Genomic DNA, 20944 nt, shown 5'->3' on the forward strand with positions numbered 1-20944 from the left:
ATGACTAATAACTAATGATTCAATATATTTAGGAAGTATTGTGGAGAAAAATAAATGTTTGCAATTGCAGCTTACATCGGCTTTTTAGCTTTGTTCTTCGGTTTATCTGTCGGTCTGTTGTTCGGTCTGCGGACTGCCAAGATAATTTAACTAAGACTTTTGTGGGGCGGGCATCTTACCTGCCCTCAGCTTATCCGGGGACGGGTGAGACACCCATCCCACAAGAAGATATTTATCCTACAACTGCTGGACTTGCTACCTTCTCCTGTCTTTGGGAAGGTGGACGCATACCCAAACCAAGTAAATTGAGCATTTCTCGATCGCTATCGTAATCTGGACAGGGAGTTGTCACCGTCAGCATTTTGTTGTCGTCGCTAGAAAAGATAGAATTGGCTCCTGCCATAAAGCAGAAAGCTTGTTCAACTTGAGAAAGTCTAGCCCTCCCGGCACTAAGACGCACATCGGAAGCTGGCATTAAAATTCTGGCTGTGGCAATCATCCGCACAATATCCCAAATGGGGACATCAGGCTGATTTTCTAAGGGTGTGCCCGGTACTTGTGAAAGAATATTAATTGGCACGGATTCTGGATGTGGATGTAAGTTTGCCAGAGTTTGTAACATCCCAACTCGGTCATCGACAGTTTCGCCCAAACCGAGGATACCGCCGGAACAAACAGTAACATTTGTCTGACGGACATTCTCGATTGTGTTCAAGCGATCGCTATAAGTTCTCGTGGTAATAATTGTGTTGTAATATTCCTGCGAGGTATCTAAGTTATGGTTGTAGGCGTAAAGTCCCGCTTCTTCTAATTTCCTAGCCTGATTCGCCGTCAACATACCCAGAGTGCAGCACACTTCTAAGCCCATTGCGGTTACATCCTTGACCATTTCCAGGACTTCCTCAAATTGTGAGTTATCCCGGACTTCGCGCCAAGCAGCACCCATGCAGATGCGACTCACACCAGTTTCTTTAGCTTTCTGGGCAATGTTAACAACGGTTTCCTTTTCTAGGAGTGCTTCCGCCTTTACCTCTGTTTTATAGCGCGAAGATTGGGCACAGTAGCTACAATCTTCTGGACAACCTCCCGTTTTAATGGATATAAGCTTACAAACTTGTATTTTTGTTGGGTCATGATATTGGCGATGCACGCTAGCAGCTTGATAAATAAGCTCTAGCAATGGCATATTGTATATCGCCCGAATTTCTAATTCCTGCCAATCGTAGCGTATTGCCACCACATCACTATCCTTCTTGTAGATTGGGTTGAATCTTGAGCTGTCTTTTGGTTGAATTTCCTGCGGTACAGCGTTTGGGCAAAGCGATTTTATCGAAGTTATGCCCCGCACTGTGCTTTATCACCCATTGGCTCTCAATCCTTGCGCTCTAGATATTAGACATCAGCTTATCAAGATTTTGGTGGAATGGCAGATTACCAGCAAAAATACTCACTCTGTCTGTTTTAAAGGGCATTGGGTAAAACAGTTCTAACTGCTGCTGCTAAACCGTAGGTATGAGAGAATTTATAAAATTTAGAGAATGTGCTGGGAAGAGATCCCGTCGATTATGATATCAGAACTGCCACTAATTACTAGCGATCGCCTATTATTACGAGCGGCGATTCATGAAGATATACCCCAAATTCTTAAATACTTCATTTATAACAAAACTTATCTCACCCCATTCTACCCTCTATGGGCTGATGGTTTTTTCACTGAAGAATATTGGCAATATCAGATAGAGAATAGTTTTCTCGAATTTATTAATGGGCAATCATTAAAGCTATTTATTTTTACAAAAAAAAATCCTACTGTAGTTATTGGAACCGTAAATTTTAGCAATTTTGTAAGAGGAGCCGCTCATTTTTGCTACGTGGGATATAGCCTTGCTGAAAGTAAACAAGGTAAAGGATATATGACAGAAGGGCTAAAAGCCGCAACTCAATATCTATTCCAAGAGTTGAACTTTCACCGAGTTATGGCTAATTATATGCCTCACAATCGTCGCAGTGGCAATGTCTTAAAAAGACTCGGATTTGTTATTGAAGGATACGCTAGAGACTATTTGTTAATTAATGGACAATGGGAAGATCATATTATGACAAGTCTTACAAATACTAATTGGCAAGCACCAAAATTTTAAACAGCTATTTTCTAGTAGTATAGAGATACCGAACTTATTAAAATAAGTTCAGTATCCAGGGCGAACGCACGGGATTTCTGAAACCCTTGCTGGGCAAGGATCTTGATGAAAAAATAGGCTAAATTAAAAAACGCCAAAACCCTTGCTATTAAAGGATTCTTATACTTTAGATGCGTTTGCCCTGGTTCAGTATCTATGTGTATTATATTTATACACAGTTAATTAATAACATTGAGACATTAACTTGCAATATCTATAAATTCATAGTAAATCCATAATAAATACACAACAACTCCACAAGCAAATGCAAGAGTAATATTTGTTCACCATCTGACTAATAAGACAAGGGGTGAATTTTTTTTAGATGATTGAGGAGTTTTTCAAAATGTCTATTAATTCTATAAAGCGCTTATCTGTATTTTCTACTATCTTCGCCTTTGCTACCATATTGCACGGAGTTGTTTTGGCAGCACCAGTTCCAACTTCCTCCACTATAAAAGGTTTAACAACTCAGAATAGTCCTACAGCACACCAAAAACTTAATATTACAAAGCAACAGCGCTTACAAATCCAGCTTGCTCGCCAGCAAAGAGATAAGGATATTGAGGCTTTATTAAACCCCTCTCAAGCCACTAAATTTAAGGCAGCACTACAATCCCGTCAGAGAATTAGAATAGTGTTAAAATCTTTGGATCTGAATCAAGATCAACAAAAACAGGTTCAATCAATTTTGCAAACTTATAACCAGCAAGTAAAACAAATTCTATCTCCACAGGCATCACAACCAACATCAAACTCAGTAGGAATTACTTCACCAACATCAAACCCAGTAGGAACTACTCAATCAGTATCGCAACCAATTAAAAAGTAAAAAACTCAGTTTTATTTAACTAAGGTTAAGTTTCTGAAGACTGGCGGATTTGATGCAAACTTCGGTTAAGCCAGTCTTCATACCAATCATAAAAACTTAAAGGCTGCCCCTGGTCGCTATTTGGATGAGAATCATCAGGGTCGGTATCATGGAAAAAACTACAAAAATCCAAAGAAGCAGGATATATTCCATTATCATTAGTACGGTCATCTATCCAGATTTTTCCTGATTGCTCCCCGGTAATGACTAATATTGCATCAATTCCACAACCATAAGTTGTAATAGTGAGAGTACCCTGGATAAACTTATTGTCAAAATAAGCATCATTTATATTGTTGATAATCAAATCTAAATCATTCCACGCTTCTGTTAAAAGAAATGGTTTAGAGAGAATTTCGTACTTCTCTTGGTATAGTTTTTCTGCGATGACATCTTCATATTCAATTCCTGATAGTCCAGATAAGCCGTATCCTGGCCCCGCACCACCATTGCCAATTTCTAACAGAAAGTTTTTATATTCACTTGGTAAACTGATCTTGTATCTAGATTCAAAAACTTGAATATCTTTGTTACTCAAGCAAGGTTTTAATTGATATTGGTGTGATTCTGAGCCAAAAACCTCAAATGTAGCGTCTAAAATAGCTAATTGAGTTAATTTTTTCTTTAATTGCAAAACTTTATTCATTATGCGCTCTAGATTTTGATGGTGGCGCTGCCATATTTTAGATATGGTCGCTTTTTGTGTCTATGCTGATGTTTCAGCCAGAGGTAGTATTAAGGGAAGAATGAATTAAGCTTTGCTCGTAATGACTCTGGCTGAAACTCCAAACTACAAAAATTCTAGCAATCCTCTTCTCTCCCTCAACTACGAAAGCGCCTTAGAATCTCTAGGTGATGACTACTATGATGAGGTGGCAGCAGCTGAATTTCCCCAACACCTCTTGCGTTGGCGTAACGATGCACTACTACCTCGTTTGGGTTTAGACCCTCAAGTAGTCAAAGACGAAGATTTCATTACAGCTTTTGGCCAGTTTCAGGGGCGCAAACCCTTGTTAGCACTACGTTACCACGGCTATCAATTTGGTGAATATAACGGACAGTTGGGTGATGGTAGAGGCTTTCTCTATGGACAAGTCCGTGCCACTGATGGCGAATTATATGATTTTGGTACAAAAGGCTCTGGGAGAACGCCCTACTCCCGTGGAGGCGATGGGATGCTCACGCTCAAAGGTGGAGTGAGGGAAGTTCTGGCTGCGGAAGCACTGCACCACTTGGGTGTACGTACCTCGCGCTGTTTGAGCATGATTGAAACAGGTTTACCCCTCTGGCGGGGCGATGAACCTTCACCTACCCGCTCATCTGTGATGATTAGAATGAGCAGTTCTCATATTCGGTTTGGCACTTTTGAGCGACTGCACTATTTTCAGCGTCCAGATTTAACTAAGAAGCTGTTAGACCACGTAATTGAGCAATATTATCGACACTTAAGCGCTGAACAAGATAAATATGTCTTGTTTTACGCCGAATTAGTGAAACGAGTTGCAGAACTAGTAGCGCAGTGGATGGCAGCTGGCTTTTGTCATGCAGTCCTAAATACTGACAATATGTCAATCACTGGAGAGAGTTTTGACTATGGCCCTTACGCGTTTATCCCAACTTATAACCCATCCTTTATAGCTGCATATTTTGACTATTATGGACGCTATTGTTACGGTAATCAACCAAGTATTTGTAAGTTGAATTTACAAATGCTCCAAGAACCTTTAAAGGCGATTCTTGATAAAGACGAAATGGAAGCGGCATTAGAAAGGTTTGATGAATATTATCAAGCTGAATACAGTTCTTTGATGTTGAAAAAGTTAGGTTTTGTGGAACTGTCACACCCACAAGCTGCGGAACTGTTGAATCTAACGGTTGAATTCTTGAAAGATAGCCAAGTTGCTTATCACCAGTTTTTTTATGAGATGGCTCGGACTTTTTCATCCAAATGGCGAGATGAGCCAGGTTTTGTGATGAATAATTCGGATATTGTGCCAGTACCGGGTGCGTCGGGAATCTTTGATGATTGGTGCATACTATACCATAAAATCTTGAATGATTTTGATAGCGATCGCACCGATGTAATTGCTCAAACTCTAGCTGTTCATAATCCTAAAACGGTACTATTAAGACCTGTGATTGAGTCGACTTGGGAAGCAATTGCTCAAGAAGATAATTGGCAACCTTTTTATGAGTTAATCCAGGCGATTCAGTCTAGAAAATAGTAAAATCACACCTATTTTCTTTTTAATCTGGACAGCTTATTGAGATTATATCTGGTGTAATTTACACGACGAATAATCTAATAAGAGACGTTGCAATGCAACGTCTCTACAAAAATTTTTAACTAAATTGTATAGACATAGCAATCCAAATTGAATTGCGAGAAAATACGTAGGTCGGTTATCTAAATATAAAAGTAAAATTTTATTCAGCCTTGGTGATTAGAAATCACAGCTACACAGACTAAACTCTAAAGTTCTGATGCTCTAAAACCTACCTCAGAATTATTTTTGCCTGCGTGGGTTATTTTTTCAATCCACGTAGATGGAGGATAGTTTATGTAGAAGCAAATTTTATTCACTTATTGCTTCCAAATTTCTCTATCGCATCTTAGAAAACCTTAAAAAAATGAATCAGATATACATATCATACGCATGGAAAGATAACAAGAGTGAATTAGGTAGTCAACGCGAAGAATTAGTCGATAAAATTTGCACTGCACTTATTTCTGAACGGTACAACTTAATTCGCGATCGCAACTATTTAACGCTAGGTAAGAGTATACACGACTTCATGCAGGAAATCGGGCGCGGAAACTATGTAATTGTCGTTGTCAGCGACAAATATTTGCGCTCGGAATACTGTATGTTTGAAGCTGTTGAAATCATGAAACGCAAGGATTATGAACAAAAAGTTTTTCCTGTAGTTTTACAGGATGCTAATGTTTATACCAAAGAAGGTAAGACTGAGTATATAAAATATTGGAAGCAACAGAGTGAAATACTAAAACAACTCATGAGTTCAGAACTATCTGCTCATGAAGATTCAGCAATGTATAATGTTGCTGAAAAAATTATGGAAATTTCCCAAAAAATTGATGAATTCATGTTTTTTATCTCGGATAAATTAAGCATTGATCCGTCTCACAACTTTAATGGATTTATCAATCAGCTTACTGATGCTATTAAAAATGATGCTGTTAAACTCAGAAGCAAAAAAAGTATTTTAGTTGCAGGAACAGGATTTTTTGATATTCCTAATGAAATCAATTGGTGCGCTCAACAACTTGGTGCAAAAATAGCAGAATATAACTATAACTTGATAACAGGTGGATGGGAGGGAGTAGATTATGTTGTCGCTGATAAGTTTGCCGAAAAAATCGCGCAAAAAGATATCCGCCTAACCGATAAGTTAACTCACGTTGTTCCGCGAGGCAAACAACCTGTATTTAAGGGTGGAAAAGTCGAATACACTGAATCAGGTATTAATGAGTGGCTCGATTGTTTGCGACATTCAGATTTGGTGATTCTTGTGGGAGGCGTTGGCGGAACTTATGAAACTTATCTATATGCTAAACAAGAAAAAATTCCGGTGATTCCTATTGTATGTACTAATGGCGATGCCAAAAAAGTATTCGACGAAATGCTGGAAAATTGGGATAGTAAATTAATGGGAAATATCTCACCGGAAAAATTTAAGTCACTGAATCAATATATCAATGACCCTTCAACAGCAGAAGATGTAGTTAATGATGTTATGGATATCGTTAACGAAATTATTTTTGCAAAAACTATGCTAAATACCCAGGGTAAGCTCATCTAATTTGGTATTTTGAAAGGCTGCTATCCCTTTTTGGCAAGTCATGTCAAACCCGGCTTGCATCCCACTCATACCAAAACTTTTTGTCAATTAAACCTCATCTATGTTGAAACCAAGAGTTTTTTAAAAGATATATTTATGTAGATGTAGGTTGGGTGGAGTGAAACGTAACCCAACATTACCACCTTATTTATGTTGGGTTACGCGATCGCTGCACCCAACCTACAAAACTACAAAACTACGGTTCTCAAGGTAGACGAGGTTTATGTTCCCGGACGAGAGCGAATATGATCGGGTATATGATGGCGATCGCCTAATATTTCTAACAAAGGGCCATGAACGTCAAATTTAACCATACTTACCGACGCGACCAAAATATTCACCCGATAGCGATAGCGTCCCAAATCAATTCCCAGTAAACTGCAAAGCATAATCCGAATCGTGGCTTTATGGGAAACTACTAAAACATTACCTTGGTGATGTTTTTCTTGAATTTCAGCAATTACAGGCATAGAACGGTTAGCAATATCTACCGCAGTTTCTCCACCTAGTGGCGCATTCCAAGCGGGTTCTGTCAACCATTTTACATAGTTTTCTGCGTAATTCTCTTGAGCAAACGATTTACTCTTCCTTTCCCATTCGCCGTAACTACCTTCTCTAAGTCCGTCACGCAACTGCATATCCATACCGATAGCATCACAAAATGGCTTGGCAGTTGCAATTGCGCGCTTCATTGGGCTAACATAAACAGCTTCCCACTTCAATTTTTGATAAACATCGGCAAAACCGGATGCCATCTGCATCCCCTCTGTTGTCAACTCCGCATCAGTTTCACCGCAGAAATTACCACTTTGACTAAAAGTAGTTTCTCCATGTCGCAGTAAATATAAATTGAGTGTCATAGCTTGTATCGCGATTGGATAAAGGAGTTGGTGCAAAAACAAAGTACCATCAATCTCGGAATCGATTATGTGACACCAGGACAAAGTAATCAACCAGAAAAGTCAATCCAACACAAACTTTTGAAAAGTTCTACTTTTCTCTAACCCTCTGTGTATTTTCACTGCTAACTAAATTGCTGGGCATAAAACCGCGCGTAGCGATGCTCTAGGGCTAATAATTGTTCATGGGTTCCTGATTCGACAATTTGTCCCTGTTCGAGAACTAAAATACGATCGCACCGTCTCACGGTTGATAAGCGGTGAGCAATAATAAATACTGTGCGTTTTTGCATCAGTCTTTCTAGCGCTTCCTGTACCAGTGCTTCTGATTCAGAGTCTAATGCTGATGTCGCCTCATCAAGAATCAAGATTTGGGGATTGAGGAGAACTGCACGAGCGATCGCAATTCTTTGTCTTTGTCCTCCTGATAAGTTTACCCCACGTTCACCCACCCAGGTCTGATAACCCTCTGGCAGTTGGCTGATGAACTGATGAGCATTAGCAATTTTCGCCGCCTCTTTAACTGCTTCCATGTCAAAAACATCTTGTCCAAAGGCGATATTTTGGGCAATTGTCCCCGAAAACATGATGGTTTCTTGAGGAACAATCCCAATTTGTCGCCGCAGACTATGCAATTTCACATCCCGAATATCAACATCGTCAATGAAAATTTGACCAACTTCGGGGTCGTAAAAACGGGGGAGGAGATTGACAAATGTGGTTTTACCAGCACCAGAAGCACCCACAAGTGCGATCGCTTCACCTGGTGATACCAATAAACTGATATCTTTCAATACGGGTTCACCAGGCTTATAGGCAAAGGAAATATGACGATATTCTATTTTGCCCTTGACTGGAGCCAGAGCGATCGCATTGATCTTTTCGATTACCGTCGGCTGAATTGCCATCAATTCAAAAACGCGGTCAACAGATGCTTCACCCTGCTTAAATTCGTTGTAGTTGTTAGTAGTATGACCAATGGGATCAATTAACAGCGCCGCCGCCGCCAGATAGCTGAAAAAATTCGCCACTGTCAAGTTATTCTGGGAAATTTGCCACGCTCCCACAATCAGTAACGATAACGCACTTAAAGCTTCTAGAAATCCCACAATGGGAATCTGAATCGCTTTCAGGCGTTCGGCTGAGTATTTAGCTTTGAGACTGCGTTCTGCTTCATGGCCAAAGCGGGCGATTTCATAATTTTCAGCAGCAAAAGCCTGTACTAAACGAATACCATTGAAAACTTCCGCGAGGATGGCTGATAAACCCGACACGCGATTTTGACTTTTTAAGGAATACTTGCGTAAACGTTCACCAAACCAGCCAACCAAAATACCCATCAACGGCGCGACTATCACCGTTGCTAATGTCAGTTGCCAATTCAGGTAAATCATGTAAATCGGAATTGCCAACAACTGCAAAATACAGGGGATAAAGTCGTGAAATCCTTTATTTACCACTTCGCCAACCCGGTCAACATCTTCGGTGAGGCGGTAAGATAAATCACCTGCTTTTGCGGTTTCAAAATAGCTGAGATTTAGTTTTTGCAGATGGGCGTACACTTGCTGACGGAGATAAAAAGCAACTCTCAAAGAAGCTTTGGCCATGTACATATCTTGTATAGACTGAAACAAGCCTCTGACAAGAAAGACTAAGGCACAGCTGCCAGTTATTTGAGCGATCACTACTACATTACCCTGTGCAAAGGGAATTGCCAATTTACCGGCAAGATTTATCAACACTAATGTCGCCAGCACGTATCCCAAGATACCAATGAGTCCCTTGGTGATGGTTTTCCACTGGAGTCGGATATAAGGCAGTAGTTGCCAGTAATTAGAACGCGTTTTCAAGCTCGAAAGTCCACAACGATATTTTTCCTTTGTTTGACGCTAGCAGCTTTTGGGGAGTTTCTGAACAGTTCACTAATTAGTTACAAACTGTTTTAGCGACTATGGTCAGTCATTAATGAAGCGATCGCCAAATATTTTGACCAAAAAAAAGCCAAATTGACCAACAAAAAGCCAAAGTTCAAGAAGCAATTGAACTGTTAAAAGAATATCGCACTGCCCTCATCACCAACGCCGTCACAGGTAAAATAGATGTGCGCTAATTCCCCATACGCTAACCCCAGAACCCACTATGACACAAATTACCCTTTCCGAACTCCCCGCAACCATCCAAACCCTACTCAACCAAGCCCAAAAAACAGGCGAACCTCTGACTATTACCCAAAACGGTATCCCCTTCGCCATCATTTCCCCCATCAAGAAAAAATCCCTCCTGGAAACCCTTTCCACCCTTGAACCACTGGACGAAGACTTTGCCGACGTGGACGAAGGATTATTACCCTTAGATGATATTGAGTTTTCAAAATGAGTATTTATACTTATTAGATACAAACATCATTCTCGAACCGCGCTAAAAAATTAGCCCTCTCCTTGTAAGTAAGGAAAAGGCTGAATTAATCTTATAGCGCTTCTCGTTTGCGTGAATTGCACCCGTAGGGGCACGCAGTTTTTGGGGAGTTTCTAAACAGTTCACTAATTAGTTACAAACTGTTTTAGGGTTGATCATAGAGTTTCCCGGTGTTCTTTTATGATTAAAGTGGAATGTTAATTTGAGGGGTATTGCTTTATGAACCTGGAAGAGTATTTCAACGCCCTTGCACCAGATGACATCCGACTCAAAGGAACCCGTATTGGGATTGAGAGCATTCTTTACGAGTATATCTATCGCTCTAAAACACCAGAAGAAATTGCCGAACAATTTCATACGGTGACGTTAGAACAGGTTTACGCCACGATTTTGTATTACTTGCATCATCGTTCAAAGGTTGATGCTTATCTGGTAAATTGGTTGGAATTTTCCCGAACCATGCGCGAAGAACAACAGCGAAATCCATCTCCTGCCAGAATGAGGTTTCGGCGGATTCAGGAAGAAAACGCTGGAAAACAGTTGCAGGAAAGCTAATGGCAATCCGGTATCTGTTGGATGAACATCTGAGTCCTACATATCGTTCTCAACTTGTGCGACGCAACCCTGAATTGGTTGTGCGAATCATTGGAGATTTAGATGTGCCACCCAAGGGTACTCCAGATCCAGAGATTTTGATTTGGTGCGAAACCAATGGATTTATTTTGGTGACAAATAACCGTAAGTCGATGCCCAGACATTTGGCTGACCATTTAGCTTCAGGTCGTCATATTCCTGGAATTTTAACCATAGATGCAAACCAAAGCATTGGACAAACTGTTGAAGAATTAATCATCATTGTGGAAGCTTCGTTTGAGGATGAATACCAGGATCGAATTGAATATCTACCTCTAAGCCAATAGGTTAAGACAAGAGACGCGATGAATCGCCGTCTCTACAAAGGACTGATTATTGTAGAGACGGCGATTTATCGCGTCTTTGTGATCTAGAATTTTCATCAAAAAACCTTAACCGAACCAACGTATTGCTTCCAACCCTCACTTATCCTAAAAAATTAGCCCCCTCCTTACTTGCAAGGAGAGGGCTAAACTTATCTGAGAAATAATTCGTAATTTTCCTGTTGAATTACGAACTACGAACTACGAACTACGAATTACTTAATATCCGCCTTCTTCTTCGTATTCCGGCTGCCTTTCTTTGACTTTCTTAGGAATATTCACAGGCTTCGGCTCATCTTCCCAAGCATCGCCGTCTACGTCGTCATAATCATCGTATTCATCAACATAAGGCTTGCTGTAAGGCTTGGCTTCATACTTTAGCGGCTGCGGTTGTTGATACCTGTCGTTACCTGTTGCTTCACTCCAGTTATCTTCTTCTTCGTCTTCTTCATACTGAATAGACTCATACTGCCGCGCCTTCATTACCTGACGCTGTGGCCTTTCTTCTTCCACATAGTCTTCATTCCATTCCTCTTCCCGCGCTACGGGTTCAGGGGCGCGAACTTTTTGTCTGGGTGGCTGCAATGGCACACCACTAGGCAGTTGATTACCTGGTGCAACTTGGCGTGGTGGAGTATAGCCGTATTCTTCTTCTGCATCCCTCTCCCACGGCGCTTTGCCAATACCCAAACGCTCTAGTAAACCAGTTGTCAACTGATTCACCCGTTCTTCGGCTCCCTCAAACACAATCAACCGATTGGGGCCAGTACTGACAATTTCATCCACTGAGAATTCATAAGTACTCAAAAATTGGTCGGGAATTTGGGGGATTCCTAAAGAAGCGATGACTATGGAGTTAAGCTTCCCGGTTTCACCGTTGAATTTAAAGCCCCGAACTTTGCCTAGTACTTCACCTGTTTCTGTAATTACTTCCCAGCTAATTAGATTACTGAGAGATTCAACTTCTATATCTTCAATTACATCTTCGTTATCAACTAAGATGACATCACCAATCTGGCTGATGTTGTTGAGGTACATGTAGCGCGGTATGCCCGAAATGGAGATCAGGCTGTCTCGCAAACCAAGAGCCACAACCTCTCGTTGATCAATATCAACCCATACTTGACTGATGATGCCTAGCCGCTTGCCGTTGTCGCGGGTAATCACCTGGGTGTTTAATATATCGGAACGTCTAATTATCTGTTCGGAGGTCATTCTATACCGAGTCCTGATCTCGAATCCGGTTTGTCTATACACTATTATTAACAAAAACTCAAGCAGATGTATTGGATGATTGTAATTTAATCCCCAAAACTTGAGTGTAGGCTCCTCGTGCTTGAGTAACGCCAATTGTGCGTTCGGCTGATTCTATCATCGGACGACGCAAACTCACAACTATAAATTGCGCTTGTTGTGACTGTTGCTTAATCATTCTAGCTAATCGTTCTACGTTTGCTCCATCTAAAAACATATCCACTTCGTCAAAGGCGTAAAAGGGCGATGGGCGGTAGCGTTGAAGAGCAAAGATAAAGCTCAAGGCTGTAAGTGATTTTTCTCCCCCAGACATAGAAGCTAGGCGCTGTACGGGTTTGCCTTTGGGGTGCGCGACTAAATTTAGTCCACTACTAAAGGGATCTTCGGGATTTTCAAGTTGCAAGAAGCCGTCACCGTCTGAAAGAATGGCAAAAATTGATTGAAAGTTTTCGTTGACAGCATCAAACGCTTCTTTAAAGGCAAGTTGCCGCAATGTGGTAAAGTTTTCAATCCGTAAAAGTAGTTCGGTACGTTCCCCTTCTAGTGTCTCTAATTTTTGCGTCAGTTCTTGGAGGCGGTTTTGGGTGCGTTCGTATTCTTCCAACGCCAGCATATTAACAGGTTCCATTGCCTGTAAGCGTTTGGTAAGCGATCGCAATTCTTTCTGCAATTCTTCCAAATCTACCTTATCTGGAACTTCTGGCAAAGGATTTGGTAATTCTGCTCCCATATCCCGCAACTGGCTTTGCAGTGCAATTAGTTCTTCCCGCCGCTTCTCTTGGGTTTCTTTGAGTTTTTCGATTTCCCATTGCAATTGTTGTTGGCGCAAAAGGTGCGATCGCACTTCCAATTCTGTAGCGTCGCGTTTTTGTTTCTCTTCACCCAAATTCTGCTCCATTTGACTCAACGATAAACGGGTTTGGGTGATTTGGTCGTTTATCGTTGTGATTTGTGTGGAAACGTGATGAATCGCGTCTTTACAAGAGATTTGTTGGGTTTCGTATTCGGTGATTCGCGTTTCTGCTTCTTGAATTTTTTCTTGCAAACGTTGTTGCTGATTTTCCAAATTTTTTAATCTTTGTTCAGCTTCGCGTAATGTTGTCTCCCGTTGTTGCAATTGTTGCTCTTGAATTTTAATGGTTGCCTGGATTTGTTGCCATTCACTGGGAGTTTGAGACGCTTCTAACTCTGCTAAGGCGTGTCGCAATTGTTGCAGTTGAGTTTCTTGTCCAGGTAATTCCCGATCCAAAATTTCTAATCGGGATTGAGCAATGGCTAACTTTTCGCTGTTTTGGGCGAGTTGCGATCGCGTCCCCTCTAATTGCACTGTCAAATTCTTAATATCTTTTTGCAACTGTTCCAATTGCAACTGCTGTTCGCGCCGCGCCTGACGCGCTTCTGTTAATTCTTGTGTCAGTTTTTTGCTTCTGGCTGACAAAGTAGCGATCGCTTCAGTACAACGCTCTAAAACTCGCTCAATATCCACCAAACGACTTCTTAAAGCGATCGCTTCATCAGATTCCGCTGCTTCACCTGTACCAAACCGCAACGCTGAACGATTGCTGTTACTACCACCAGTCATTGCACCGCTAGTTTCCAATAATTCCCCGTCTAAGGTGACGATGCGATATAAACCTAAATTTTTCCGCGCCGCCTCAAGGCTGGCAAATACGACTGTGTTACCAAAAACATAGCTGAATACATCTTTGTAACGGCGATCGCAATCGACTAAGTTAACAGCATAGTTAACGAAACCGCTAGCAAAACGCAGCGTTGCATCTTGAGTAAATTTAGGTGCGTGAATTTTATTTAGTGGTAAAAAAGTCGCTCTCCCGGCACGTTTCTGTTTGAGCAATTCAATCCCGGCTGCGGCTACACCATCATCTTCCACCACAATATGTCCCAATCGTCCACCGGCAGCCATTTCCAAAGCTAGCTGATGGCGGGGTTCCACCTTTCCCAACTGCACAACCAAGCCACAAAGTCCAGGCATTCCCGATTGTAAAATAACTTTACTAGCTTGGGTTCCTTGGACTTCTTGCTGTGCTTGCGTTTGCGCCTCTATTTTATCCAACTGGCGTTGTTTTTCCCGTTGTTCAAAAAGTAACCGCTTTTGGGTTTCCTGCTGGATTTGCAATTCCTGTTCTGTGGCTGAGAGATTTTGGGCTAAATTCTGGATGGGTTCGCTAGAGGCGTTAAATTCCGTTTCAACTTGATTACAGTCAGTTTGTTTTTGAGCTAATAGCGGTTCGTCGCGTTCAATTAACTGGGTTTGCTCGGAAATTAATTGCTGTAACTGATTATTCCGTTCTGTGAGTTGTGCTTTTTCTGTGCGTTGCGGTTCTAGAGTTTGCAACAGAGTTTCAATTTGACGGTTGAATGCCGTTTGTTGCTGTACCCATGCTTCCGAAGCTGAGGCGATTTCTGCGGCTGCTTCGCGGGAGGTTTCTAGAGATTGGTGGACTTCATTCCTTTGGTGTTGGGAAGACGCGATGAATCGCGTCTCTACAATTTGGGTTTCGGCAATTTCTTCTAGGGAATGTCGGTGTTTTTGAATTTCTTGCTGAGTTTGAGTGAGACGTTTAGCAGTTTCTTGAGAAGCTGTTTGTAATTCCGTTAGCTGACGCTGGAGTTGTTTTCGTTCTGCTTCTTGGGTGGCGAGGGTAGATTGTACCGCCAAAAGTTCATCTTCTCCCAATGCTTTGACATGGGCATTGAGTTGTTCAAGTTCAGCAGTTTTTTGGACAATTTCGGAATTTAGATTTGTGAGTTGGGTTGAGAGTTCACTAGAATTACGATCGCCTGTTTGAATTTCGTGAACCAACTTTTCTTGTTGTGCTTGTAGCGATCGCCATGATAAAACAGCTTCCCAGGATTGTTTAGCCAGAAATTCCGTGCGGAGTTTTTGATATTTCTCAGCTTTAGCACGATCTTGAGAAAGGCGATCGCGCTGTGCAGTTAATTCTGTCTCAATAATCCGACAGCTATCTTCCTTTTCCTTCACCTCATCTAAAGTTGATTTGGCTTGAATGATTTTGCGATCGAACGCCGCCACCCCTGCCAATTCATCAATAATTTCCCGCCGTTCCCGCGCATTCATCGAGATAATGCTGGTGACATCCCCTTGCAGCACCACGTTGTAGCCTTCAGGATAAACCCGCAGGTTACTTAGTTGCTGATGCAATTCTGTCAACGTGCAAGCTTCACCATTGATATAGTAATTCGACGTGTAACTTCCTTGGTGGGTGACTCGCAGCCTTCTAGTAACACTCCATTCTGCCGATTTTGGCTTTTGGACTTCGGCTTCGCTCAGTCGAACGATTTTGGATTTTGGTTCTTCCTCCGCTTCCCCTGCCTCCTCTACTTCCTCTCTTTGCGCTTTTGTGTCTTTGTGTGAGATTTCATCTGACAAATCAAACGTCACAGTGACGCTAGCTTCAATAGAAGCGCGTCCTTTAGACGTTTGGGTGTTATTTACCAAATCTGGTAAGCGATCGGCTCGCATTCCCTTAGAACTGGAGAGTCCGAGGCAAAACAGCAGTGCATCGAGAATATTAGATTTACCCGAACCATTGGGCCCAGATATGACAGTACACCCCGGCAGCAAAGGGACTGAAGTAGTACCGCCGAAGGATTTGAAGTTGGTAAGTTCCACGCGCTTGATATGAACCATAGGCGCTGGTTAACTGGGCTAATGAAGAACAAGTGTATCAACTAATTAAAAATTCGCAAGAGGGTAGGGAAGAGAATTCAGGATTATCGTAGACGCGTAACAGCTTGTTGCAAGGCTAGCACAGAGGCGGTAAGGAAAATCTTATTTCAAAGAAAAGCACAATATTGCAAGGAGTTTAGTCTTTACTACTAGCCCTTTCAAGGTGCGTAAAAATTTTAGTAAATAGATTTATCTTTAAGCTCTATACTCTGTGTCCTCTGCGCCTCTGTGGTTAGAAAAAATACTTTTAAACCGCAGAGGCACGGAGATCGCCGAGAAAAGATAAGAGATTTTACGAGTCACCTTGAAAGGGCTAGTCTTTACTACGAACTTCTTTGACAAACTATATAGAGTGGTGTGACTTAAATTTGAGCAAATAAAAAACAGGGACTTACATTTGTGTAAGTCCCTGTTTGGCTTTCATGCCGATATTAACTGAGAACTCCAGTTATTCTTTTATGGCTTTTTCACAGTTTCAACTTTTGCTTCCACCTTCACAGTCTTCACACCTTGAACTTCCTTAGCCAAAGTTTCAGCTTTTTTGAGTTCTTCAGCAGAAGTCGCTGTGCCTTTGAGGATAATTTCACCCTCTTTGTTTTCAACCTGTAACTTATTGCCTGGTAAGCCTTTGTTCAACTTGTTGCTAACTTCAGTTTTTAAGTCGCTCTTAACTTTTGTTGCTGCGGTTTTTTCAGAACCGGTTTTAACTTTAGTATCTGTGCTAGTTGCTAAAGGAGTTGTTTGTATTCCTGGAACTTTGGCAGCTTCATTTATCTGAGAAGCAGGTTTTGCTGGTACTTGAGCAGCTTCATTAGTAGTGCTAGGAGTTTCCGAACCAGTTTTAGGAGCCTCTTGGCAGCCAAAAGTACCAACTACCAAAATGCTACTAACGATTAATAGAATTAGCTTTTTCATTATCTATCTCCGAATTGATTACTGGAAGCAATTAATTTGTGTGTCATGGTGAGGAGCAGATGTTAAAAAGCAATTAAATGTGAAGTAGCAAAAGTGTCCAAGCAATTACTCAGTCTACTGGAAATTGAAACTTGAACGATTTCTTTAGGCTAAGATTTTGCAGCCATTTTTGAGAAGCACCAATTCAATTTTATTGACTGTTGCTAACCAAGATAACTCTATATACGGCCTGTAGCTCCTATGAATTTAATGTAGATGCTGAGGAGCTTTTCCAATGATAAACTATGCAGCCTTAAAGTAGTGAATCGATGTTATCAGATTTCAGTCAGTTTGGCGATGTCTAGGCCTATACAGCTCAAAACTTCATGTTTTTGCAATACTGTGCCAGCAAAATTACCAACAAAATGTTACTTTAGAAAACTATGGCTTACTTACAATGCCCTAAATATTCAGGAAATATCAGCCAATGCCCTACCTCACTTCTGCCAGCGAAATTAGTGATATTGTCGCTGAATACACCAATGTCAAAACACTATGGATAGATACAGAAGTAGCTGACTACAAAAGTCGTAATCCTAGACTATCGCTGATTCAGGTGTTAGATAATCCTCAAGATATGAGTGGCGATCGCGTCTATCTTTTAGATGTGCTAGACCAACCTAATATCATAGCTGAATTTATTCAAAAAATTATGATAAATTCTGCCATTGAAAAAGTTTTTCACAATGCCAGTTACGATCTAAAATTTCTCGGTAACAAGAAAGCTAAAAATATTACCTGCACTTTAGAAATGGCAAAAAAAATTCCCTACCATATTTTGCCATTACCTAACTATCAACTCAAAACCATAGCTACAGCACTTTGTAGCTTTAACAATATCGATAAACAAGAACAAACCAGCGATTGGGGAAAACGCCCCCTGACTGAAGAACAGATAGAGTATGCTTATCTAGATTGTATTTATCTTGCTCAAATCCACTCAAATTTATTAGGTTTACAAGCCAAAGCCAACCCCGAACCCGCAACGGAAGATTTAATCTCACTAAGTACTAGATACTCACAACTTGAGCAACAATGGAAGTTGTTGAATTCAGAATTTGAGCATTTGCAAGAACGCATGAAAAAAGCGATGCAAGCTCAGAATATATCTGAAACTTCTTCTCATAAGCTGACTAGTTACGATCGCACTACAGTCAAAGCTACTTTTTCGGAATTGGCTAGGCTAGCACAAACCCAAGATATTGATTTAGATTTTCCCATCACGCTAACTCAGAAACTCCAAAAAGATTTAGGGACAAATCTAGAGCAACTGTCTGTAGATATTGAAAAAACTACCTCTTGGCGGCTAACTACCAAAGCTCAAGAGACTGAAACAGAAGATGAGTAAATTGTCCATAAGGCTACAAATGTCAGAATTTATCCTTCATAGCAAATCTTAAGATTTCAAATATATTTTTTTCAAAAAGTATCTTAAAAAACATGAGCTAGAGTAGCTTTCTGCTCAGAAATCCATTGCCAAGAAGTAGACATATGACAATAACAAAGAGCCGAACTGACAATTTTTATACTTTATAATTGATGTTTTTCCCTTAATATAACTATTAAATAAATATATTGAATATCTGGTAAATTTGTTAATTGACTTGAAACGTCTATCCAAAGTTAGAATAACCATTGAGTTAAAGAATTAAAATCTAGATTTTGGTACTAATTGCGTTCAGGTGTTATGGCAGTTTATATTAAATTATGAGACCGCGTTTATTTAGACAAAAGCGAACAAGGGTAAATCAAGTATTTACTATAGCTATTTTTACTACATTGACAGCAATTAGCAGTGTTTCTTGTAGCAAGAATGAGAGTGTTTTGGTGACAGAAATAGGAGTTAGTACACCTAGCCGTCGTTCAGCTACAGCATCCAGAGGTGGGGAATTCTATCTTCAAGGAAAGAATCAACATTTAAACGGCGATTTACAAGCTGCGATCGCATCCTATAGTAAGGCAATTAGTCAAAACTCCCAATATGGCGCTGCCTACAACGGCCGGGGATTAGCCTATTTTGATTTGGGAGACAAAGAAAAAGCGATCGCAGATTACAATCAAGCCCTCCGCATCAACCCTAACGACGCTGAAGCTTACAATAACCTGGGCAATGCCCGCGCCTCACTAGAAGGTAACAGAGAAGCAGTTAAAGATTACAGTGAAGCGATTCGTCTTAATCCCAACTACGCCGAAGCCTACAACAACCGGGGAAATGCCCGCGCCGCCAATGGAGACAGAAAAGGGGCAATAGACGATCTCGGTCAAGCGATTCGCCTTAATCCCAGATATGCGATCGCCTATAATAACCGAGGAAATGCTCGTGCTGCCAATGGAGATCCAAAGGGTGCGATCGCAGATTACAATCAAGCCATTCGCCTCAACCCTAACTTTGCCCCTGCCTACAATAACCGAGGAAATGCCCGTGCCACCACTGGAGATAGACAGGGGGCACTCAAGGATTTAGAAAAAGCAGCGAGCATTTTTCAAAGTCAGGGTAACAACGACTTATATCAACAAGTGATGAAAAACATCAAAGAACTGAGACAGTAGGCAAAAGGGTAGCGAGCAGGTGTCGGTTTTTAACACCAGAAGCAAAGATGAAATACGCTCAACAACCCCAGCAAGACAAACAACGTGTCTAATTACTAGCCGAACGGTTGCGATCGCTCGGCATAGATCCTGATTTAATCTAAGAAGATGTTTTAAAAGTCCTCTGGTCGGTAGCAAAACGTTTTAGATCCCCCTAAATCCCCCTTAAAAAGGGGGACTTTGAGAATTTTTCTGCTTAAAAGGGGGGTTTAGGAGGGATTAATCCCTGTATGTGCTCACACACACTATCAAATTGATTTAAAACTTGACTATTTGTAAACCTAATAATCTTTAAACCATAGCCTTCTAGAATACGTGTTCTCTCTATGTCATAATCTTGACCTTCATCTGTAAAATGGCTATCCCCATCAATTTCAATAACTACTTGTAAAGTAGGACAGTAGAAATCAACTATAAAATGATTAATTGGTCTTTGTCTTAAAACCCGAAATTGAAAATCACTCAGATATTCACACCACAGCTTTTTTTCTGCTGGGGTCATATTTTTGCGAAGTTCTTTTGCTCTTTCTACAAGCTTTGGATTGTAAGGTAAATGGAAATTGCTACTGTTGAGGTTGTTCATCATAGTTTCTAGTGTTTATCCCTTTACACTCCTTGAAAAGGTGGGAAAAAGTTCTTAAAGTCCCCCTTTTTAAGGGGGATTTAGGGGGATCAAACCACATTCTCCACAGCATCTAGATGTGTGTACACGGTAGCGTCCCTTGTAGGTAAGAGATTGGGGGTTAAGTTTGAAAGAAAGAAGTTGCACAGTACGTTAATCAGTATCAAAGACTCATCCACGAGTATCAAAGACTCATCCACGAGTATCAAAGACTCGTCCACGAGTATCAAAGACTCGTCCACGAGTATCAAAGACTCGTTCGCGAGTATCAAAGACTCTCGCGCGAGTATCAAAGACTCGCTCACGAGTATCAAAGACTCATTACAGCAATTTTCATTTATTTAGAAAACACTCTCGCGTTCTTCTTTGCGTCTTTGCGCCTTTGCGTGAGATAAAAAATCTTTTGGTGCTGTAATTACGAATTACGAATTACTCATTACCCTATCAAGACTTGCACGCACACCTTCAGCGTGTGGTGACTTCAATCGCTGCAAAATCTCTAAAGCTGGTTGCAAATAGGATATCGCCTTAGTGTATTCACCCTGCTGTTCTGCCAAATGTCCTAACCACCACAGAGTCATTGCTTTGCCTCGGACATCACCAATGCGTTCAAATATTTCCAAAGACT

General features: G+C 41.0%; 19 protein-coding genes. 10 read left to right on the forward strand and 9 right to left on the reverse strand.

All coding sequences use genetic code 11. The features are described 5' to 3' along the window. The first annotated feature begins 54 nt into the window (after positions 1 to 54). Positions 55 to 150, forward strand: a complete 96-nt coding sequence (locus tag FD724_RS16205; protein ID WP_094332720.1) for a cytochrome b6-f complex subunit PetL — start codon at positions 55 to 57, stop codon at positions 148 to 150. A gap of 82 nt (positions 151 to 232) precedes the next feature. On the opposite strand, the gene bioB is transcribed toward FD724_RS16205, so the two are convergent. Beyond that, positions 233 to 1240, reverse strand: a complete 1008-nt coding sequence (gene bioB / locus FD724_RS16210; protein WP_179073323.1) for a biotin synthase BioB — start codon at positions 1238 to 1240, stop codon at positions 233 to 235. Positions 1241 to 1565: 325 nt separating this feature from the next. Here bioB and FD724_RS16215 point away from each other — a divergent pair, with 325 nt between their 5' ends. Together FD724_RS16215 and FD724_RS16220 are read left to right on the forward strand one after the other, a co-directional pair. Next, positions 1566 to 2141 carry a GNAT family N-acetyltransferase gene (locus FD724_RS16215; protein ID WP_179073324.1) on the forward strand — a complete coding sequence of 192 codons (576 nt, stop codon included), beginning with the start codon at positions 1566 to 1568 and terminating at the stop codon, positions 2139 to 2141. Positions 2142 to 2526: 385 nt separating this feature from the next. Further along, positions 2527 to 3012: a hypothetical protein gene (locus FD724_RS16220; RefSeq protein WP_179073325.1), complete on the forward strand. Its 486-nt coding sequence runs from the start codon at positions 2527 to 2529 to the stop codon at positions 3010 to 3012. Positions 3013 to 3037: 25 nt separating this feature from the next. Here FD724_RS16220 and FD724_RS16225 read toward each other — a convergent pair whose 3' ends face one another. Next, entirely contained in the window at positions 3038 to 3697 is a 660-nt protein-coding gene (locus FD724_RS16225; RefSeq protein ID WP_179073326.1) for an SMI1/KNR4 family protein, read from the reverse strand. 121 nt (positions 3698 to 3818) lie between these two features. Between FD724_RS16225 and FD724_RS16230 the strand changes: the two genes are divergently transcribed. Then, positions 3819 to 5276 (forward strand): YdiU family protein, encoded by a 1458-nt coding sequence (locus FD724_RS16230; RefSeq protein ID WP_179073327.1) that lies wholly within the window; start codon positions 3819 to 3821, stop codon positions 5274 to 5276. A 406-nt stretch (positions 5277 to 5682) separates the two neighbouring features. Further along, a complete protein-coding gene (locus FD724_RS16235) occupies positions 5683 to 6876 on the forward strand; it encodes a toll/interleukin-1 receptor domain-containing protein (protein ID WP_256874286.1) in 1194 nt (397 codons plus the stop codon). A 260-nt stretch (positions 6877 to 7136) separates the two neighbouring features. Here FD724_RS16235 and FD724_RS16240 read toward each other — a convergent pair whose 3' ends face one another. Continuing rightward, positions 7137 to 7775 (reverse strand): histidine phosphatase family protein, encoded by a 639-nt coding sequence (locus tag FD724_RS16240; protein ID WP_179073329.1) that lies wholly within the window; start codon positions 7773 to 7775, stop codon positions 7137 to 7139. A 164-nt stretch (positions 7776 to 7939) separates the two neighbouring features. Beyond that, the gene (locus FD724_RS16245; RefSeq protein WP_179073330.1) at positions 7940 to 9664 is read right to left on the reverse strand and encodes an ABC transporter ATP-binding protein; all 1725 of its coding nucleotides are present in this window, start codon (positions 9662 to 9664) and stop codon (positions 7940 to 7942) included. Between the two features lie 289 nt (positions 9665 to 9953). Here FD724_RS16245 and FD724_RS16250 point away from each other — a divergent pair, with 289 nt between their 5' ends. The 3 genes from FD724_RS16250 (at position 9954) to FD724_RS16260 (ending at position 11149) form a co-directional block, all read left to right on the forward strand. Further along, complete coding sequence (locus FD724_RS16250; protein ID WP_179073331.1) at positions 9954 to 10190, forward strand: type II toxin-antitoxin system Phd/YefM family antitoxin; 237 nt, start codon at positions 9954 to 9956, stop codon at positions 10188 to 10190. Between the two features lie 258 nt (positions 10191 to 10448). Next, positions 10449 to 10784 (forward strand): DUF433 domain-containing protein, encoded by a 336-nt coding sequence (locus tag FD724_RS16255; RefSeq protein ID WP_179073332.1) that lies wholly within the window; start codon positions 10449 to 10451, stop codon positions 10782 to 10784. Further along, positions 10784 to 11149: a DUF5615 family PIN-like protein gene (locus tag FD724_RS16260; RefSeq protein WP_179073333.1), complete on the forward strand. Its 366-nt coding sequence runs from the start codon at positions 10784 to 10786 to the stop codon at positions 11147 to 11149. Before FD724_RS16255 ends, FD724_RS16260 begins: the two co-directional genes overlap by 1 nt. A gap of 255 nt (positions 11150 to 11404) precedes the next feature. Here the strand turns inward: FD724_RS16260 and FD724_RS16265 are convergent, their stop codons facing one another. From FD724_RS16265 to FD724_RS16275, 3 genes are all read right to left on the reverse strand, one after another. Then, positions 11405 to 12400, reverse strand: coding sequence for a PRC-barrel domain-containing protein (locus FD724_RS16265; RefSeq protein ID WP_179073334.1), 996 nt, complete (start codon positions 12398 to 12400; stop codon positions 11405 to 11407). A 58-nt stretch (positions 12401 to 12458) separates the two neighbouring features. Continuing rightward, complete coding sequence (gene smc / locus FD724_RS16270) at positions 12459 to 16112, reverse strand: chromosome segregation protein SMC (RefSeq protein WP_179073335.1); 3654 nt, start codon at positions 16110 to 16112, stop codon at positions 12459 to 12461. Between the two features lie 495 nt (positions 16113 to 16607). Beyond that, positions 16608 to 17066, reverse strand: coding sequence for a BON domain-containing protein (locus FD724_RS16275; protein WP_179073336.1), 459 nt, complete (start codon positions 17064 to 17066; stop codon positions 16608 to 16610). A gap of 466 nt (positions 17067 to 17532) precedes the next feature. On the opposite strand from FD724_RS16275, the gene FD724_RS16280 reads away from it, so the two are divergent. Together FD724_RS16280 and FD724_RS16285 are read left to right on the forward strand one after the other, a co-directional pair. After that, positions 17533 to 18453: a ribonuclease D gene (locus tag FD724_RS16280; protein ID WP_179073337.1), complete on the forward strand. Its 921-nt coding sequence runs from the start codon at positions 17533 to 17535 to the stop codon at positions 18451 to 18453. Positions 18454 to 18812: 359 nt separating this feature from the next. Then, the gene (locus FD724_RS16285) at positions 18813 to 19655 is read left to right on the forward strand and encodes a tetratricopeptide repeat protein (RefSeq protein WP_179073338.1); all 843 of its coding nucleotides are present in this window, start codon (positions 18813 to 18815) and stop codon (positions 19653 to 19655) included. 235 nt (positions 19656 to 19890) lie between these two features. Here FD724_RS16285 and FD724_RS16290 read toward each other — a convergent pair whose 3' ends face one another. Further along, positions 19891 to 20280, reverse strand: coding sequence for an endonuclease domain-containing protein (locus tag FD724_RS16290; protein ID WP_179073339.1), 390 nt, complete (start codon positions 20278 to 20280; stop codon positions 19891 to 19893). 458 nt (positions 20281 to 20738) lie between these two features. Then, positions 20739 to 20939: a tetratricopeptide repeat protein gene (locus FD724_RS16295; protein ID WP_179073340.1), complete on the reverse strand. Its 201-nt coding sequence runs from the start codon at positions 20937 to 20939 to the stop codon at positions 20739 to 20741. Positions 20940 to 20944 lie beyond the last annotated feature (5 nt).

The organism is Nostoc sp. C057 (assembly GCF_013393925.1).
GTDB lineage: Bacteria > Cyanobacteriota > Cyanobacteriia > Cyanobacteriales > Nostocaceae > Nostoc > Nostoc muscorum_A.

Coding starts and splice junctions, on each gene's coding strand:
- FD724_RS16275 (WP_179073336.1), bottom strand. CDS start 17,066: ATGAAAAAGCTAATTCTATTAATCGTTAGTAGCATTTTGGTAGTTGGT.
- FD724_RS16235 (WP_256874286.1), top strand. CDS start 5,683: ATGAATCAGATATACATATCATACGCATGGAAAGATAACAAGAGTGAA.
- FD724_RS16225 (WP_179073326.1), bottom strand. CDS start 3,697: ATGAATAAAGTTTTGCAATTAAAGAAAAAATTAACTCAATTAGCTATT.
- FD724_RS16230 (WP_179073327.1), top strand. CDS start 3,819: ATGACTCTGGCTGAAACTCCAAACTACAAAAATTCTAGCAATCCTCTT.
- FD724_RS16250 (WP_179073331.1), top strand. CDS start 9,954: ATGACACAAATTACCCTTTCCGAACTCCCCGCAACCATCCAAACCCTA.
- FD724_RS16240 (WP_179073329.1), bottom strand. CDS start 7,775: ATGACACTCAATTTATATTTACTGCGACATGGAGAAACTACTTTTAGT.
- FD724_RS16260 (WP_179073333.1), top strand. CDS start 10,784: ATGGCAATCCGGTATCTGTTGGATGAACATCTGAGTCCTACATATCGT.
- FD724_RS16290 (WP_179073339.1), bottom strand. CDS start 20,280: ATGATGAACAACCTCAACAGTAGCAATTTCCATTTACCTTACAATCCA.
- FD724_RS16285 (WP_179073338.1), top strand. CDS start 18,813: ATGAGACCGCGTTTATTTAGACAAAAGCGAACAAGGGTAAATCAAGTA.
- FD724_RS16215 (WP_179073324.1), top strand. CDS start 1,566: ATGATATCAGAACTGCCACTAATTACTAGCGATCGCCTATTATTACGA.
- smc (WP_179073335.1), bottom strand. CDS start 16,112: ATGGTTCATATCAAGCGCGTGGAACTTACCAACTTCAAATCCTTCGGC.
- FD724_RS16265 (WP_179073334.1), bottom strand. CDS start 12,400: ATGACCTCCGAACAGATAATTAGACGTTCCGATATATTAAACACCCAG.
- FD724_RS16255 (WP_179073332.1), top strand. CDS start 10,449: ATGAACCTGGAAGAGTATTTCAACGCCCTTGCACCAGATGACATCCGA.
- FD724_RS16205 (WP_094332720.1), top strand. CDS start 55: ATGTTTGCAATTGCAGCTTACATCGGCTTTTTAGCTTTGTTCTTCGGT.
- FD724_RS16220 (WP_179073325.1), top strand. CDS start 2,527: ATGTCTATTAATTCTATAAAGCGCTTATCTGTATTTTCTACTATCTTC.
- FD724_RS16280 (WP_179073337.1), top strand. CDS start 17,533: ATGCCCTACCTCACTTCTGCCAGCGAAATTAGTGATATTGTCGCTGAA.